15 protein-coding genes are annotated in these 14570 nt (G+C 70.7%); 10 read left to right on the top strand and 5 right to left on the bottom strand.

The features are described 5' to 3' along the window. Positions 1 to 5 precede the first annotated feature (5 nt). Both OKJ99_RS00605 and OKJ99_RS00600 read right to left on the bottom strand, forming a co-directional pair. On the bottom strand, positions 6 to 2030 hold the full coding sequence (locus OKJ99_RS00605; RefSeq protein ID WP_326013582.1) for a hypothetical protein: 2025 nt from the start codon (positions 2028 to 2030) through the stop codon (positions 6 to 8). Between the two features lie 75 nt (positions 2031 to 2105). Continuing rightward, the gene (locus OKJ99_RS00600; RefSeq protein ID WP_326013581.1) at positions 2106 to 2960 is read right to left on the bottom strand and encodes an ArsR/SmtB family transcription factor; all 855 of its coding nucleotides are present in this window, start codon (positions 2958 to 2960) and stop codon (positions 2106 to 2108) included. A gap of 317 nt (positions 2961 to 3277) precedes the next feature. Between OKJ99_RS00600 and OKJ99_RS00595 the strand changes: the two genes are divergently transcribed. The 5 genes from OKJ99_RS00595 (at position 3278) to OKJ99_RS00575 (ending at position 9522) form a co-directional block, all read left to right on the top strand. Further along, the gene (locus OKJ99_RS00595) at positions 3278 to 4270 is read left to right on the top strand and encodes a LacI family DNA-binding transcriptional regulator (RefSeq protein ID WP_326013580.1); all 993 of its coding nucleotides are present in this window, start codon (positions 3278 to 3280) and stop codon (positions 4268 to 4270) included. A 112-nt stretch (positions 4271 to 4382) separates the two neighbouring features. Continuing rightward, positions 4383 to 5609, top strand: a complete 1227-nt coding sequence (locus OKJ99_RS00590) for a sugar ABC transporter substrate-binding protein (protein ID WP_326013579.1) — start codon at positions 4383 to 4385, stop codon at positions 5607 to 5609. Positions 5610 to 5629: 20 nt separating this feature from the next. Beyond that, positions 5630 to 6589, top strand: a complete 960-nt coding sequence (locus OKJ99_RS00585; RefSeq protein ID WP_326013578.1) for a carbohydrate ABC transporter permease — start codon at positions 5630 to 5632, stop codon at positions 6587 to 6589. An 8-nt stretch (positions 6590 to 6597) separates the two neighbouring features. Next, positions 6598 to 7434: a carbohydrate ABC transporter permease gene (locus tag OKJ99_RS00580; RefSeq protein WP_326013577.1), complete on the top strand. Its 837-nt coding sequence runs from the start codon at positions 6598 to 6600 to the stop codon at positions 7432 to 7434. Between the two features lie 45 nt (positions 7435 to 7479). Further along, the gene (locus OKJ99_RS00575) at positions 7480 to 9522 is read left to right on the top strand and encodes a glycoside hydrolase family 31 protein (RefSeq protein WP_326013576.1); all 2043 of its coding nucleotides are present in this window, start codon (positions 7480 to 7482) and stop codon (positions 9520 to 9522) included. On the opposite strand, the gene OKJ99_RS00570 is transcribed toward OKJ99_RS00575, so the two are convergent. Continuing rightward, positions 9506 to 9964, bottom strand: coding sequence for an Lrp/AsnC family transcriptional regulator (locus OKJ99_RS00570; protein ID WP_326013575.1), 459 nt, complete (start codon positions 9962 to 9964; stop codon positions 9506 to 9508). The two genes, OKJ99_RS00575 and OKJ99_RS00570, sit on opposite strands and share 17 nt — an antisense overlap. 62 nt (positions 9965 to 10026) lie before the next feature. Here OKJ99_RS00570 and OKJ99_RS00565 point away from each other — a divergent pair, with 62 nt between their 5' ends. From OKJ99_RS00565 to OKJ99_RS00550, 4 genes are read left to right on the top strand one after another with little or no spacing between them, the layout of a single operon-like run. Then, positions 10027 to 10776: an AzlC family ABC transporter permease gene (locus OKJ99_RS00565; RefSeq protein WP_326013574.1), complete on the top strand. Its 750-nt coding sequence runs from the start codon at positions 10027 to 10029 to the stop codon at positions 10774 to 10776. Next, the gene (locus OKJ99_RS00560; protein WP_326013573.1) at positions 10769 to 11098 is read left to right on the top strand and encodes a branched-chain amino acid transporter permease; all 330 of its coding nucleotides are present in this window, start codon (positions 10769 to 10771) and stop codon (positions 11096 to 11098) included. The genes OKJ99_RS00565 and OKJ99_RS00560 overlap by 8 nt, the downstream gene beginning before the upstream one ends. Positions 11099 to 11135: 37 nt before the next feature. Continuing rightward, positions 11136 to 11933 (top strand): thioesterase family protein, encoded by a 798-nt coding sequence (locus tag OKJ99_RS00555; protein ID WP_326013571.1) that lies wholly within the window; start codon positions 11136 to 11138, stop codon positions 11931 to 11933. A 25-nt stretch (positions 11934 to 11958) separates the two neighbouring features. Beyond that, positions 11959 to 12279 (top strand): DUF6191 domain-containing protein, encoded by a 321-nt coding sequence (locus tag OKJ99_RS00550; protein WP_326013829.1) that lies wholly within the window; start codon positions 11959 to 11961, stop codon positions 12277 to 12279. Between the two features lie 17 nt (positions 12280 to 12296). Here the strand turns inward: OKJ99_RS00550 and OKJ99_RS00545 are convergent, their stop codons facing one another. Then, the gene (locus OKJ99_RS00545) at positions 12297 to 12473 is read right to left on the bottom strand and encodes a hypothetical protein (RefSeq protein ID WP_326013570.1); all 177 of its coding nucleotides are present in this window, start codon (positions 12471 to 12473) and stop codon (positions 12297 to 12299) included. 278 nt (positions 12474 to 12751) lie between these two features. On the opposite strand from OKJ99_RS00545, the gene OKJ99_RS00540 reads away from it, so the two are divergent. Continuing rightward, complete coding sequence (locus OKJ99_RS00540) at positions 12752 to 13234, top strand: nuclear transport factor 2 family protein (protein ID WP_326013569.1); 483 nt, start codon at positions 12752 to 12754, stop codon at positions 13232 to 13234. Positions 13235 to 13349: 115 nt separating this feature from the next. On the opposite strand, the gene OKJ99_RS00535 is transcribed toward OKJ99_RS00540, so the two are convergent. After that, positions 13350 to 14564: an amidohydrolase gene (locus tag OKJ99_RS00535; RefSeq protein WP_326013567.1), complete on the bottom strand. Its 1215-nt coding sequence runs from the start codon at positions 14562 to 14564 to the stop codon at positions 13350 to 13352. Positions 14565 to 14570 lie beyond the last annotated feature (6 nt).

Here is a 14570-nt window from a genome sequence, read left to right as displayed (position 1 = left end):
CCACCTCACCGCGCCGCCCGGAACCCCTTCCCGTCCACCACCGCCTCGACCCGGGTGACCCGCTGCCCCGCGCCCCGGCACAGCACCAGCGCCGTCGCCGAGTCCCCGTCGACGAGTACGTCCCGTGTGCCCTCGCAGGCGCCGCGTACGGCATCGGTGGCTCCGGCGCGCCGGATGCGGGCCCGGGGGCGGTCGTCGGCGTCGCCGGGGTCATGGTCCCTGTACTCGTAACGGACCGCGGTCAGCAGGCCGCTCTCGCCGAGCGCGAGGAGGGTGTCCCGGTCGCCGGCCGTGCGTCCTGGGCCCACGAGGGCGGCGATGCGGTCGCCGCGTGCGGGGGTCACCGAGGGGCGGCCCTCCGCGTCGAGTTCCTCGCCCCACCCGAGCCGGACCGTGTCACCGACCGCGCCCGCGTCGCCGTTTTCGAGGTTGACGACGGGTTCGAGCTGGGAGCGGCCGACCGGGACGCGCGCCCACGGGCTGCGACGGGGCCAGCCGTAGGAGAGGTTGAAGGTCGCGCGGGTATGGATCCGCTCGCGGCGGGCGCCGGACCCGCACCGCCAACTTCCCATCACATACGCGTGCCGCGGCGACGTAGCTCGTATCCGCTCCACCGCGCCGCGATCACAGCCGGAGGGCGCGGACACCGAACGCTCGCGTGGCGGGAGGAGCGGCGGCAGGTCCGGAACGCGGTAGTCGGGCCGACTGCGGCGGTCCTCGCCGGGCACGGTGACCTCCGGCAGCGTGACGAGCACGTCCTGGCTGCGGCAGCCGGTCATGAACAACGTGCCCGGAGAGGAGTCCGTGGCGTAGTCGGCGAGGTACCGGCACCCGGAGGCGGCGGGCCTCCCCCACCCGACGGGTTTCACGTCCTTGCGCCGCAACGCGACGACGCCGGAGTCCCCCGCGTCGACATGCGCGAGGTCCGCACCGGTCAGCGTCACCATGCGCGGCGCCTTGGCCACCGGCTGCCGGTAGGAGGTGACGAACCGCCAGGCCGTCCGGCCCGGCATGGGCAACACGGAGGCCCCGCCGACCCTTCCCGTGTACGAGTCGATACCGACGACCATCGAACCGACCAGCACCAGGACCGCACAGCCCCCGCTCACCGCGACCTGCGAGAGCTCGATCCGCTTCGACAGCCGCACGGTGAACGACCAGCGCTGCCGCCCGTCCTTCGGGTCCCGGCCCGAGATCCGTGCCGTACGGCGCCCTTCCTCCAGGGCCACGAGGGTGCCGCGCGCCCGACCCTCGTAGGCGCAGGTACTGAGCGCGACGGGCCCGACGAACGTGTGCCGCCAGGCGACCGCGCCCGGCTTCGCGGGGGCGCCGGGCGACCGGGTGTCCTCGGTGACCTTGCGCGAGCCGTCGTGCAGCCTCTCCCGCGGCACCGGCGAGGAGTCGGCGAACTCCGTCCACCACGGGCCGAGCGCTTCCACGCGCGCGTCCCGGACGGCGCGAGCGCCCTCCACGGTGGCGACGGAGAGCACCCCGCCGAGGAGCACACCGACCAGACTCCAGCTCAGCGCGGCCCGGACACGCCGCCCCAACTCCTCGCCATCCGCAGGGAGTTCATCGGCGTCGACCCCACGCCGTCGCGCGAGCAGCACCGCCGCCACCGCCACTCCGGCTCCCGCGCAGGCTGCCGCGAGCGGCGCGGCTTCGGGCCATGCCGTGAGCACGGCGTGCAGTTCGCTGTCGAACGGGCCGAAGTACCAGCCCTTCGATGTCGCGGCGGCACGGTCCTGGCGGAGCCCCTCGGCGATCTCGCCGGACCGGCTCCAGAGGACGAAGGAGAGTCCTCCCCCGAGCGCAGCCGCCGCTCCGGCCACCGCCGCACCCCACGCCCACCTCCGTCGCCCGACGCCGACGACACACGCGACCCCGGCACCGAGCAACAGGACGCGCAGCCACCAAGGGACCGCCCCGAGGCCGTCACCGTCCGTACGCCCGCTCCACCAGGGGAAGGCGCCACCCACGGCGAGCGCCACGGCCGCGCCGGGCAGCAGGAGGTGTCCGACTCGCTTCACGTCCGGCCTCAAGTGCCCACCCCCGTAGGGAGGTTAAGGGCGAATACCGCGTTCCGGGCCGACGCGGAGCAGGCCCTAGCTCTCCGCCTGCGGCTCCGGCAGCGGCTCCCCGGTCTCCAGGAGTGTCTTGAGGCTGGACAGCAGGGCCGGCCAACCGTCGCCGATCATGCCGCGGACGGTGCTGCCGGGCTCGAAGCCGTCGTGGACGACGGTGAGCTTCACGGTCTCCCCCATCGCCTCGAGATCGAAGGACACCTTCGAGCGGCTCTCGCTCGCGATGCGCTTCCGCAGCTCCTCGTCGACGCCTACGGACTGCGCCCACGCGGGCGTGAAGGTGTGCCAGGTGTAGGCGAGGCGGCGCGGCGGGTCGGCCTCAAGGACGACCTGCTCGGGGTCCTCGGTGCGGCCGTCACCCTCCAGCCACACCATGGGCGAGCCCGGCTTCCAGTCGGTCTCGAAGGCCACGCCCCAGTAGCGGCGGGTGAAGGCGGGCGAGGTGAGCGCCTCCCACAGCCGCTCGGGGGTGGTGCGGATGTAGCTGGTGTGCACGAAGGGCGCTGTGGCGGCGGAGCCGTCGGGGGCAGAGTCGGGGCCGGTGTCGGGGGTGGTGTCACTCATGGGAGGTTCCTCTTCCAATGCGGTACGGAGGTCGTCGAGGGCGGCGGCGCGGTGCCGGTCGTAGCGGCTGAGCCAGCGGTCGGCGACCGCGTTGAGGGGCGCGGCGTCGAGGTAGTGCAACTTCTCGCGCCCCTGGCGCACGGCCGTGACCAGACCCGCCGCCTCCAGGACGGCGAGGTGCTTGCTGACCGACTGCCGGGCCATGTCCAGCTCCCCGCACAGCTCACCCAGCGTCTGCCCTCCCCGCTCGTTGAGGCTGTCGAGCAGCCGCCTGCGTCCGGGGTCGGCGAGCGCCTTGAATATCGCGTCCACGGGGGTCGTGCCCTCTTCCGGTCGACTCGACGTGCAGCCGATCGACTGCGTAATCGACGATAGGCAGCCGTTTGGCTGCATGTCAATCGGAAGAGGCCTCCAAACCCTGTGACCAGGCTGTTATCGCTCGTCGAAATCCGTCGAAGGGGGCACCTCGCTCTGGACGCCCCAGATCCGCCGACCTAATGTCACCGTCGTTCCCCACCGGCGATTGCAGGGATGACCACGGGGCCCCGGCTCTCATCGAAACAATTCGACCGAGGCATTCGACCGACGCATTCGACAGAGACATTCGACAGAGACGGGCAGCGCAGACCATGGTCGGCATCACGGACGTGGCCAAGCACGCGGGTGTGGCCACGAGCACCGTGTCGTACGTGCTCAGCGGCAAGCGCCCCATATCGGCGCCGACGCGGCGCCGCGTCCTGGACTCGATGTCGGCGCTCGGATACCGGCGCCCGGCCCCCGCGCGCTCCCGGACCATCGGGCTCGCCGTGCGGGTCAACGACGGGGCCCACCGGCCACTGCTCGCCGAGTTCATGCTGTCGGCGAGCGTGGCGGCCCGCGGCCGGAACTGCAACGTCCTGCTCCTGACCGACCACGCCGAACACGGCGTTCTGGACGCGGCCCTCCTGGACGGACTCGTCCTCATGGACATCGGCATCCACGATCCGCGGCTGGACACGGTGCGCGAGCTCGATGTGCCCGCCGTGCTCATCGGCCTGCCGCGCGATCCGGCCGGACTCGCCTGCGTCGACCTCGACTTCCACGCGGCCGGCGTCCGGTGCGTGGACCACCTCGCCGACCTCGGACATCGCGAGGCGGTCTTCCTGGGGGCGCCGGATGCCGCCTACCGCCGCCGCACCGGTTTCGCCGTGCGCACCGCCGCCGGAGCCATCGAACGCGCCGCCGCCCGCGGTCTGCGCCTCACACACCGCGCGGTCGACGGCGACTGGGACAGCACCGCGGGCACGCTGACCCGAGCGCTCCAGGAACGTCCGAACGCCACCGCGTTGATCGTCCAGAACGAGGCGGCCACCCCACACCTCGCTCCACTTCTGCGCAGTCTCGGGCGGGCTGTGCCCGAGGACATGTCGCTCGTCGTGCTCGGTTCCGACGCGGTGGCCACCGCGGGCACGCCTGCGCTCACGTCCATCGCCGTTCCGGCCGCCCAACTCGCCGAGCGCGCCGTGGAGTTGCTGATCTCCCGGATCGACCGCATGGGCGGCGCCGCCGAGCCCACCCCCGTACTCCTGGAGCCGCGGCTCACGGTCCGCTCCAGCACCGCTCCTCCGCCGACTCCCGGCTGAACCGCCTGATCCCCCACAGGGACCACGACATGCCTGCCTCGGCGGCATGCCGTCACCCACCATGCCCCGCCGCCACCGAGCCACCGTCCCCCGACCCCCCGAAGGGCCCCTCGTGTCCACCCGTATCCGCGCAGCCACCGCCGCCTGCGCCGCGTTCACGCTCAGTGCGTCGCTCGGCGGCTGCGGCCTGATCACCGCCGAGACACCGCCGAACACCCTCACCGTCGCGGACTACTACACCGCCGAGCCCGGCAACACCGCACTCACCGAGATCCTCAAGACCTGTGGCCGCGCCACCGGCGTGAATGTCGTACGCGAGGTGATGCCGCGCGCCCAGTTGGTCCCCAAACTGCTGCGGGACGGCGCCGCCCGCACACTCCCGGACCTGGTCCTCAGTGACAACCCGGACCTGCCCAAGCTCGCCTCCACCGGGGCGCTGCTGCCGCTCAAGGGCCGCACGGACACCACCGGCTTCTACAAGAGCGTGCTCGAAGCGGGCACGTACAACGGCGAGCTCTACGGCGTCGCGCCGGGCGTCAACGGCCTCGCCCTCTTCTACGACAAGGCCGTCTTCCGGAAAGCCGGGCTCGAACCGCCGAAGACCTGGAAGGAACTCCGTGACTCCGCAGCCGAGTTGACGCAGACGCACCGCTACGGGCTCGCCCTGTCCGCCGTCGGCACGGAGGAGGGCAGTTGGCAGTACGAGCCGTTCCTGTGGGGCAACGGCGGCGAGCTCGACGGGCTCGGCTCGAAGGCCTCCGTCGACTCACTGACGTACTGGTCCGGCCTGTTCGGTGACGGATCGGTGTCGAAGTCCGCGCTCAACTGGCAACAGTCCGACGTCGCCGAGCAGTTCATCGGCGGGCACGCGGCGATGATGGTCAACGGGTCCTGGCAGCTGGCCGCCCTCGACGCCGAGAAGGGCCTGGACTACGGCGTCGTGCCGCTCCCGGTGCCCGAGCGCGGGGACACACCGGTCACCCCGCTCGGCGGTGAGGTGTGGGCCGTGCCCAAGGGCGAGCGGCAGGACAAGGCCACCGAGGTTCTCGACTGCGTGCTGAGCCCGGAGAACATGTACGACTGGGCCCGGTTGCGGGCCGATGTGCCCGCGCGGCCCGATGTCGCGAAGCGCCTGGTGAAGCGGCAGCCGGACCTCGCGCCCTTCATCGCGGGGGTCCCTGCCGCACGAGCGCGCACCACCGAACTGGGCACCGCCTACCCGGCCGTGTCCGAAGCGCTGTACACCGCGCTCCACCAGTCCGTGACCGGGACGCTCAGCCCCGCGCGCGCCCTGAAGGCCGCGCAGCGCGACGCCCGTTCCGCCGTCGACGACCACTGACCAGGCGAGGTGCCACACCCATGACCACCGTTGTCGACCGGCCCGCCGTCCCGGCCGCGGGCCCGACACCACCGTCCTCCGACGCCCGCGCGGCCGCCCGCCGCACACGTCTGGCCCGGATGAGTTTCTACGTACCGTCCGTCCTCTACCTGCTGCTCTTCTTCGGCTACCCGATCACCGCCAACGTGGTCATGTCCTTCCAGGACTACACGGTCACGTCGTTCTACGACGGCGACGCCCCGTTCAACGGGTTCGCCAACTACACCGCGATCTTCACCGACGACCTGTTCGGCGCCTCGCTGTGGCACACGGTGGTCTTCACCTTCGCCTCGCTCGTCGCCCAGTTCGCCCTCGGCCTCGCGCTCGCGCTCTACTTCCGCCGCCGCTTCCCGCTCGGCTCCGTCCTGCGCGCCCTGCTCCTGCTGCCGTGGCTGCTGCCGCTCCTCGTCTCCGGCACCGTGTTCCGCTGGCTGCTCGACCAGGACTACGGCGTCGTCAACCAGGTCCTGCTGAGCCTCCACCTGGTCAGTGACCCGGTGCCGTGGCTGGTCAGCCCCGATCACGCCATGGCGGCCGTGGTCATCGCCAATGTCTGGATCGGCGTCCCGTTCAACATGGTGATCCTCTACGGCGGTCTGCAGTCCATCCCACCGCAGCTGTACGAGGCCGCCTCGCTGGACGGCGCGGGCGCCTGGGGCAAGTTCCGGCACATCACCTGGCCACTGCTGCGCCCGGTCTCGGCGGTCGTGCTGATGCTCGGCCTCATCTACACCGTGAAGGCCTTCGACGTCGTCATGGTGCTGACCCAGGGCGGCCCCGCCGACGCGACGCAGCTGTTGTCCACCTGGTCGTATCAACTCTCCTTCACCAACCTCCAGTTCGGCCGGGGAGCGGCCGTCAGCAACGTCCTCATCGTCATCGCCATGGTCTTCGCGCTCGTGTACCTGCGGGCCGTGCGCGCCGAGCAGTCCGAAAGGTGAGGACCGAGATGCCCACCGCACAAGCCCGCTTCCGGGGATCGGCCTGGGGACACACCGTCTTCGCCCTGGTCCTCGTCGCCGTGTTCCTCTTCCCGCTGTACTGGATGGTCAACGCCTCGCTGCAGCCCGGCCATGCGCTCCTGAGCATCCCGCCCAAGTGGTTCCCCACGGAGCCCACCCTGGACGGCTACCGGGCCGCCTTCGACACCCAGGGCCGCCATCTGGTCATCAGCCTCTTCGTGGCCTGCGGCAATGTGGTCCTCACGCTGGCGCTCGCCGCTCCGCTCGCCTGGGCGCTCGCCAAGTTCCGGCTGCGCTGGGCCGCGCTGATGCTGTTCGTCCTGCTCATCGTGCAGATGGTGCCGGGGATCGTGAAGGCCAACTCCTTCTTCACTCTCTACAGCGAGCTGGGCCTGCTCAACAACACGATCGGCCTGATGCTCGCCCAGTCCACCCTGTCCGTGCCGTTCGCCGCGGTGCTGCTGCGGGCGCAGCTGCGCGACATCCCCGGCGAGGTCATCGAGGCCGCGGCGCTCGACGGAGCGGGGCACTGGCGGACGTTCCTGCGGATCGTGCTGCCCATGAGCCGCAACGGGCTGATCACCGCGGGCCTGTTCGCGTTCCTGTTCTCCTGGGCCGACTTCCTCTTCGCGATCACGCTCACGTCCCGCGAGGCGGTCACCCCGGTCACCGTCGGCATCTACCGCTTCATGGGCGCCAACGCCACCGACTGGAACGCGCTGATGGCCTCCGCCGTGCTCGCGTCGATCCCCGCGGCGATCCTCCTCGTCATCGCACAGCGGTACATCGCCGTCGGCGTGACGGGCGGCTCGGTCAAGGACTGACGACCGTACGCGGTTCACCCCCAACTCACCTACTGGAGAAGCACGTTGAACACCTTTCGGGAACACGACGGCGGCCTGGAGTGGCACGGCGGCCATGAGACGCTGCGCGTCGAGCCCTGGGGCGAGCACTCGGTGCGGGTGCGCGCCGCGCTCGGGCCGCTGCGCGACGACATTCCCGGCGCCCTGCTCGAACGGCCCACCGCCAGGGCCGAGATCACCGTCCCCGACCTGACCGGCCTGACGGTCTTCAAGAACGGACTCGGCTCCCCCACCGACCCGGTGCCACCGGCCCGCCTCGTCAACGGCCGGATCACCGCCGAGATCACCGTCGACGGCCTGCTGCGCTTCGTACGCACCGAGGACGGCGGCGAGCTGCTCGCCGAGAGGGCCGCACACTTCTGGTGGCCCGGCAGCCGCGCGTACACCCCGGCAGGCCACGGCTACAGCCGCCTTGAACAGCGCTTCGAGGCGTACGAGGACGAGCGTGTCTACGGGCTCGGGCAGCGCCAGCACGGACTACTCGACCAGAAGGGCACCGTCCTCGACCTGGTGCAGCGCAACACGGAGATCACCATCCCGTTCGCACTGTCGAGTCGCGGCTACGGCTTCCTGTGGAACAGCCCGGCCGTCGGCCGCTCGGAGTTCGTCGCCACGCACACCCGCTGGGTCGCCGACAGCGCCCGCCAGATCGACTACTGGATCACCGCGGGCGAGCGGCCCGCCGACATCCTGCGCTCGTACGCCGACGCCACGGGCCACGCGCCCGACTTCCCCGACTGGGCCACCGGCTTCTGGCAGTGCAAGCTGCGCTACCGCACCCAGGCCGAACTCCTCGACGTGGTCCGCGAGCACAAGCGGCGCGGACTGCCCATGTCGGTGATCGTCGCCGACTTCTTCCACTGGACGCGGCTCGGCGACTGGAGGTTCGACCCGGCCGAATGGCCCGACCCGGCCGCCATGGTCCGTGAACTGGACGAGTACGGCGTCAAGTTGATGGTATCGGTCTGGCCGTCGGTCAATCGGTCGTCCGAGAACTACGACGAGATGGAGCGCCGCGGCCTGCTGGCCGCCAACGAGTACGGCACCGCCGCGCACGCCACCTGGGTCGACAAGGGCGCGGACCACCGCGTGATGGTCTCCTTCTGGGACCCCACCAACCCCGAGACACGTGACTACGTCTGGTCGAAGGTGCGGGAGAACTACCAGTCGCTCGGCATCAACCTGTGGTGGCTCGACGCCTGCGAACCCGAGATGAAGCCGGGCCACCCCGCCAATCTCCGGTACCACGCGGGCCACGGCGCGGAGGTCGCCAACCTCTACCCGCGGGAGAACGCCCGCATCTTCCACGAGGGCATGGCCGCATCCGGCGACACCGACGGGATGTCCTTCTCCCGCTCCGCCTGGGCCGGCAGCCAGCGCTACGGCACCGCCGTGTGGTCCGGGGACATCGGCACCGACTTCCCCGCACTACGCGCGCAGATCGCCGCGGGCCTCAACATCGGCCTGTCCGGCATCCCCTGGTGGACCACGGACATCGGTGGCTTCCACGGCGGCGATCCGGACGACCCGGCCTACCGCGAGGTCCTCGTGCGCTGGTTCCAGTTCGGCGCCCTCTGCCCGATCTTCCGCCTGCACGGCTTCCGTCTGCCGTGGCTCCCGCTGGGCGGCGAGATGACGGGCGGCCCCAACGAGGTCTGGTCGTACGGCGAGGAGGCGTACGCGATCATGCGCGGCTACCTGGACCTGCGCGAACGACTGCGCCCCTACGTGGCCGAGCAGATGGCGACGGCCGCCCGCGAGGGCCTGCCGCCGATGCGGCCCCTGTTCCTGGAATTCCCCGACGACCCGGCCGCCTGGGACGTGTCCGACGCGTTCCTGCTCGGCCCGGACCTGCTGGTCGCCCCGGTCACCGAGGCGGGGGCCACGAGCCGCGAGGTGTACCTTCCGGCCGGCGCCCACTGGCGCTGCGCCTGGACAGGCGCCTCCTACGCCGCCGGGGCCCGGCACACCATCGACGCTCCGATCGACCGGATCCCGCTGCTGCTGCGCGACGGCGCGGAGCTTCCAGTGGTCAGCCCACGGACTTGATCGTTTTCATGGTGAGGTGGGACGTGAAGCGCTGAACTCCGGGAAGTCCGCTCAGCTTTTCCGTGAGGAAGGCCTCGCAGGCGGCGTGGTCGGCCACCGCGGCGCGGATGAAGTAGTCGGGGCGGCCGTACATGCGGCGGAACTCGGTGACCTCTTCGTAGGAGGCGACGATTGCCTCGAAGTCCTCGAAGCTCTTGCGGTCGTTGGCGTAGATCTCGACGTCGATGAGGACTTCGAGGCCGCGCCCCAGGGCCGCCGGATCGATGACCGCCCGGTAGCCGGAAACGACACCGGCCTCCTCCAGCCGCCTGACGCGGCGCAGGCACGGAGGCGGGGTGAGGCCGACCCGCTTGGCCAGCTCGACGTTGGTCAGACGTCCGTCCTCGCGCAGGTGGAACAAAATTTCACGGTCCGTGGCATCCAGTGTCACTTCATTGCCCATACGGCAAGCATAGAGGCACTATGCGCAACCATATGAGGCGACTTCTTTCCTAAAATGTCTCCATGCACACACGTTCCACCGTGGCCGCGGCTCCCGTGCGGCCTGCCACTGATCCACCGGGCCGGGCGCCGTCCGAGGCGCCGGCGGCATTCCGGGAATCCCTTTCCGTAGGGCTGGTCTTCGTCCCGCTGGGTCTCGCCTTCGGCGCACTCGTCGTCCAGTCGGGTCTGGACTGGTGGTGGGCCTCACTGTCGGCCGCCGTGGCCTTCGGCGGCTCGTTCGAGTTCCTGCTGATCGGACTCGTCGTCGCCGTGACCCCGCTCGCGTCGATCGCGGTAGCGGCGTTCATGGTGAACGTCCGGCACGTCTTCTACGCCCTGTCGTTCCCCTTGCATCGCGTCAAGGGCCGGCTCGGCAAGGCGTACGGCACCTTCGCCCTGTGCGACGAGGCCTACGCGCTGGCCTCCTCCGAACAGGCCCGCTCGTGGCCAGGCCCGCGCCTGCTGTGGATGCAGTTCTTCCTGCACATGTACTGGGTGGGGAGCGCGACCGCCGGTGCCCTGCTCGGCTCCCTCATACCCGAGGGCGTCACGGGCCTGAACTTCGCCCTGACCGCCCTGTTCACCGTGCTCGCACTCGACGCGCTGCGGGATCTGCGCGGCGACCTGCCCACCCCACTGCTCGCCCTGTCGAGCGCTCTGGTGGCCCGGGTCGTCGTCCCGGGCGAGATGCTCCTGGTCGCGTTCGCCCTGTTCACCGCCGGGTTGCTGGCCCGGCACCTGATGACCGCCAAGGGGCCGAGCCATGCCTGACGCCACGTACACCGTCGCCGCGGTCCTGGTCACCGCCGCGGTCACCTGGGCGCTGCGTGCCCTGCCGTTCGCCGCGCTGGCCCCGCTTCGCGAGAGCGGGACGGTGCAGTATCTGAGCCAGCGGATGCCCGCGGGCGTCATGGTCATCCTGGTCGTCTACTGCCTCCGCGACCTCCCGGTCACCGAAGTCGGCGCCGTGGCGCCGCTCGCGGCACTGGCCGTGACGGTCGGCCTGCATCTGTGGCGCCGCAACGCCCTGCTCAGCATCCTCGGCGGCACCTTCGTCCATGTCCTGCTGGTCAGTACCGTCTTCGCTGCGTGAACCTCTCACGACCCACCCCCCTGGAAGGACGCACACGTTGAGCACGGCCGGCTTCTTCGAACGCATCGACGAGCACCGCTTCAAGCCCACTCCCCACGCCGGTGGGGCGTGGGACCCCGACGAGATGCACTTCAGTCCCCTCGCGGGCCTCATCGTCCACGCGCTCGACCGCCACCTCGCCGGCCGACCGGACCGTGGCCTCACCGTGTCCAGGATCAGCTTCGACATCCTCGGCCGCCTCGCCCTCGACGAGTGCGAGATCCGCATCGAGACCCTTCGGCCCGGCCGCACCATCGAACTGCTCGAAGCCGTCGCCCTCATCTCCGGCCGGCCCGTCGTACGGGCCCGGGCCTGGCTGCTCGCCGCCGGCGACACCTCTGACGTCGCCGGCGGAGCGGCCGAGCGGCTGCCGCCGCCCGAGGAACTCGCCTCCTGGCCGCTGACATCCGTATGGCCGGGCGGCTACATCGCCTCGCTCGACGTCCGTCCGGTCTCGCCCCCGGAGCCGGGCCGCACGACCGCGTGGATCACGACCGGTCTCGACCTGGTCGCCGGAGAGGAGACCGGCCCCCTCGCCTCGTACGTCGCGCTGGTCGACACCGCCAACGGAATCGCCGTACGGGAATCTCCGACCGCCTGGATGTTCCCCAACGTCGACCTGACCATCCACCTCCACCGCCCGCCGCAGGGCCGCTGGACCGGCCTCGACACCACCGTCGTCTTCGGCCCCACCGGCCAGGGAGTCACCACGACGGTCCTGCACGACACCGCCGGACCCGTCGGCCACGCCCAGCAGATGCTCACCGTCCGCCCGCAACCGTCCCGGGAACTCTGAGCCCCTGCTGCCAGTTGTGACTGCCATGGAGTTCATCTTCTTCATGACACTGCCCGGCCTGGTCATCGTGCTGACACTGCTGGCCTTCGTCGACCAACTGCTGTTGCGCGCGGGCCGGGCCGGGGTGCTGCCGTGGCGCCCCGGCACTCGGCATGGCCAGGTGTCGGCGACCGGGTTCGAGCAGTTGCACGGCGCGCTGTCGCCCGGCAAGCAACACGAGCTCAAGGAGCGGCAGTCGGCGCTGGTCATGCCGGACAACGAGGACGACGGAGCGCCGCCGAACAGGACGACCGTGAACCTGGAGGGCGGCACGGCGGTCGTCCGCCTCCCCCGCGCCGCCGGTTAGCGAACCCGGGCCGCCCCCTACGCCGCCTTCACAATCCCGCCACGCCGGGCCGCCGCCCACTCCGCGACCAGCACTTCGTACTCACGACGCTGCTCAGCACTCAACCGCCCACCGGAACGCAGCATGAGATCGCGGATCAGCTCGTTGAGCTCATCGGCGGACCGCGCGGAACCATCCTCTGGTGTGGGGATCATGTGAAGAGAATAGTGGCCACCACTGACAACGGACACACGAATTGCGCCGGGGCGGGCGTGCTGTGCCACACACTCACGCCACCGACGGCCTCCGGGGCGCCGCATGTTGAGCCACCGACTCCGTCGCGGGCCTTCCCGTAAAGTGCGGAGATCACGGCGTCCAAGTCGATGTCCACAACCGGAACTTGGGCTTCTCGTATCACCGGGCCACAGCCGAGTTCCGGTGCATCACTCACATCGGGTGCGCCCACATGCCGACGGAACGGAGACCCACCGTCATGTCAGACACCACCTCGGCCGATCTCGGCCCTCGCGATGTCCTGGCCCGCTTCCACCGCGCCATGCTCGACAAGTCGGCGGATGATCTGGCTGATTTGTACGCGGCCGACGCCGTGCACGAGTTCCCGTTTCTCGGCTTCCCCGGCATGCCCGAGCGCTACCAGGGACGGGAAGAGGTGCGTGCGGGTTATCGAGCGGCCTGGGGTGCGAGCCCGGCACAGCCGCAGAGTATCGACGACGTCCGCGTCCACGAGAGCACGGACCCCGAATTGATCACGGTCGAGCAGGTGGTGGCCGGGACCGTGACCACGACCGGCCGAACGTTCAGCTTCCCCGGTCTCCTGGTGCTCCGGGTCCAGAACGGCCGGATCGTGCATGTCCGGGACTACATGGACGGCCTCCGCATCGCCCACACGATGGGCCGGCTGACCACCGTGGTCGCCGGCCTGGAGGCCGGTCGGGCGGAGACGCCACAGCACTGATCCCGCCCGGACCACGCTCAACGCCTCGGCGGTTGGAATCACGCCTCGCACGACCCGGAACGGGCCACGGGGGCCGCACGCACACACAGCGACCGGCCCCCACCCCTCACACCCGTCACACCCCCGCGACCAGCTCCAACCCCTCCGCCACGACCCGGCCGTCGTGCAGGACCGTGCGGTCCCTGCCCCGGTCCATGACCGCGCTGGACGGGGTCTCGCCGTCGACCAGGACGAGGTCCGCGCGGTCGCCCACCGCGAGGCCCGGGCGGTCGGTGACGCCGGTCAGGCGGGGTACCTCGTGGCTCATGATGGAGGCGCCGCCCATGGTCGCCACCGCGAGGGACATCTCGATGTGGTCGTCGCGGCGGAAGTTGTTGGTGAACGCCAACTGCCAGGTGCGGTCGAGGAGATCGCAGTTGCCGTACGGGCTCCAGTAGTCGCGCTGGCCGTCCTCGCCGAGGCCGACGCGGACGCCCGCCTCGGTGAGCTGGACCAGCGAGAGCTGGTTGCCCTTCGCGGGGGCGACCGTCGCCATGGCGATGTCCAGCTCCGCGAACTCCTCGATGAGGCGGCGGCTGGTGGACTCGTTCACGGAGCCGAGCTCGTAGGCGTGCGACATCGTCACCTTGCCCTGCATGCCGAGGGCGCGGACCCGCTCCAGGATCAGGTCGGTGGAGAAGACGCCAAGATCGCCCGGCTCGTGCAGGTGGATGTCGACCTCGACGCCGTACTTCTCGGCGAGTCCGAAGACGACGTCGAGGTGGCCCTTGGGGTCGCGGTCCAGGGTGCACGGGTCGATGCCGCCCATCACGTCGGCGCCCGCCTTGAGCGACGCCTCCAGATAGTCGGCGGTCCCCGGCTCGCGCAGGATGCCTGCCTGCGGGAACGTCATGATCTGGACGTCGGCGAGGTGTCCGAACTTCTCCTTGGCCGCGACCACGGCCTCGAACTTCTCCAGCTTGCAGTCGACGTCGACCTGCGCGTACGAACGCACCCGCGTCGTCCCGCGCGCGATCATGCGCTCCAGGGTGCCCGCCACCCGTTCGTTCAGCGGGACCTCGGCATCGCGCCAGTTCTCGCGGTCGTTCATCGTCATCGTCCACACCCCGGGGCCTCCGGTGTGCGGGCGGAACGGCAGGCCGATGCGGGTGGAGTCCAGGTGGACGTGCACGTCGCTGAAGGAGGGGAAGAGGAGCCGGCCGCGGCCCTCGACGACGTCCCCGGCGGGCTCGGCCTGCGGGTCGTGCGGGCGGATCGCGGCGATGCGGGCGCCGTCGAGCTGTACGTCACTGCGCTCGCCGCCCCAGGGGCGGACGTCACGGATGAGCATGTGGTG

This window comes from Streptomyces endophyticus (genome assembly GCF_035798155.1).
In the GTDB taxonomy this organism is placed as follows: domain Bacteria; phylum Actinomycetota; class Actinomycetes; order Streptomycetales; family Streptomycetaceae; genus Streptomyces; species Streptomyces endophyticus.
Note: the sequence above shows the minus strand (reverse complement) of the source record. Positions and strands in the feature narration are given on the sequence as shown.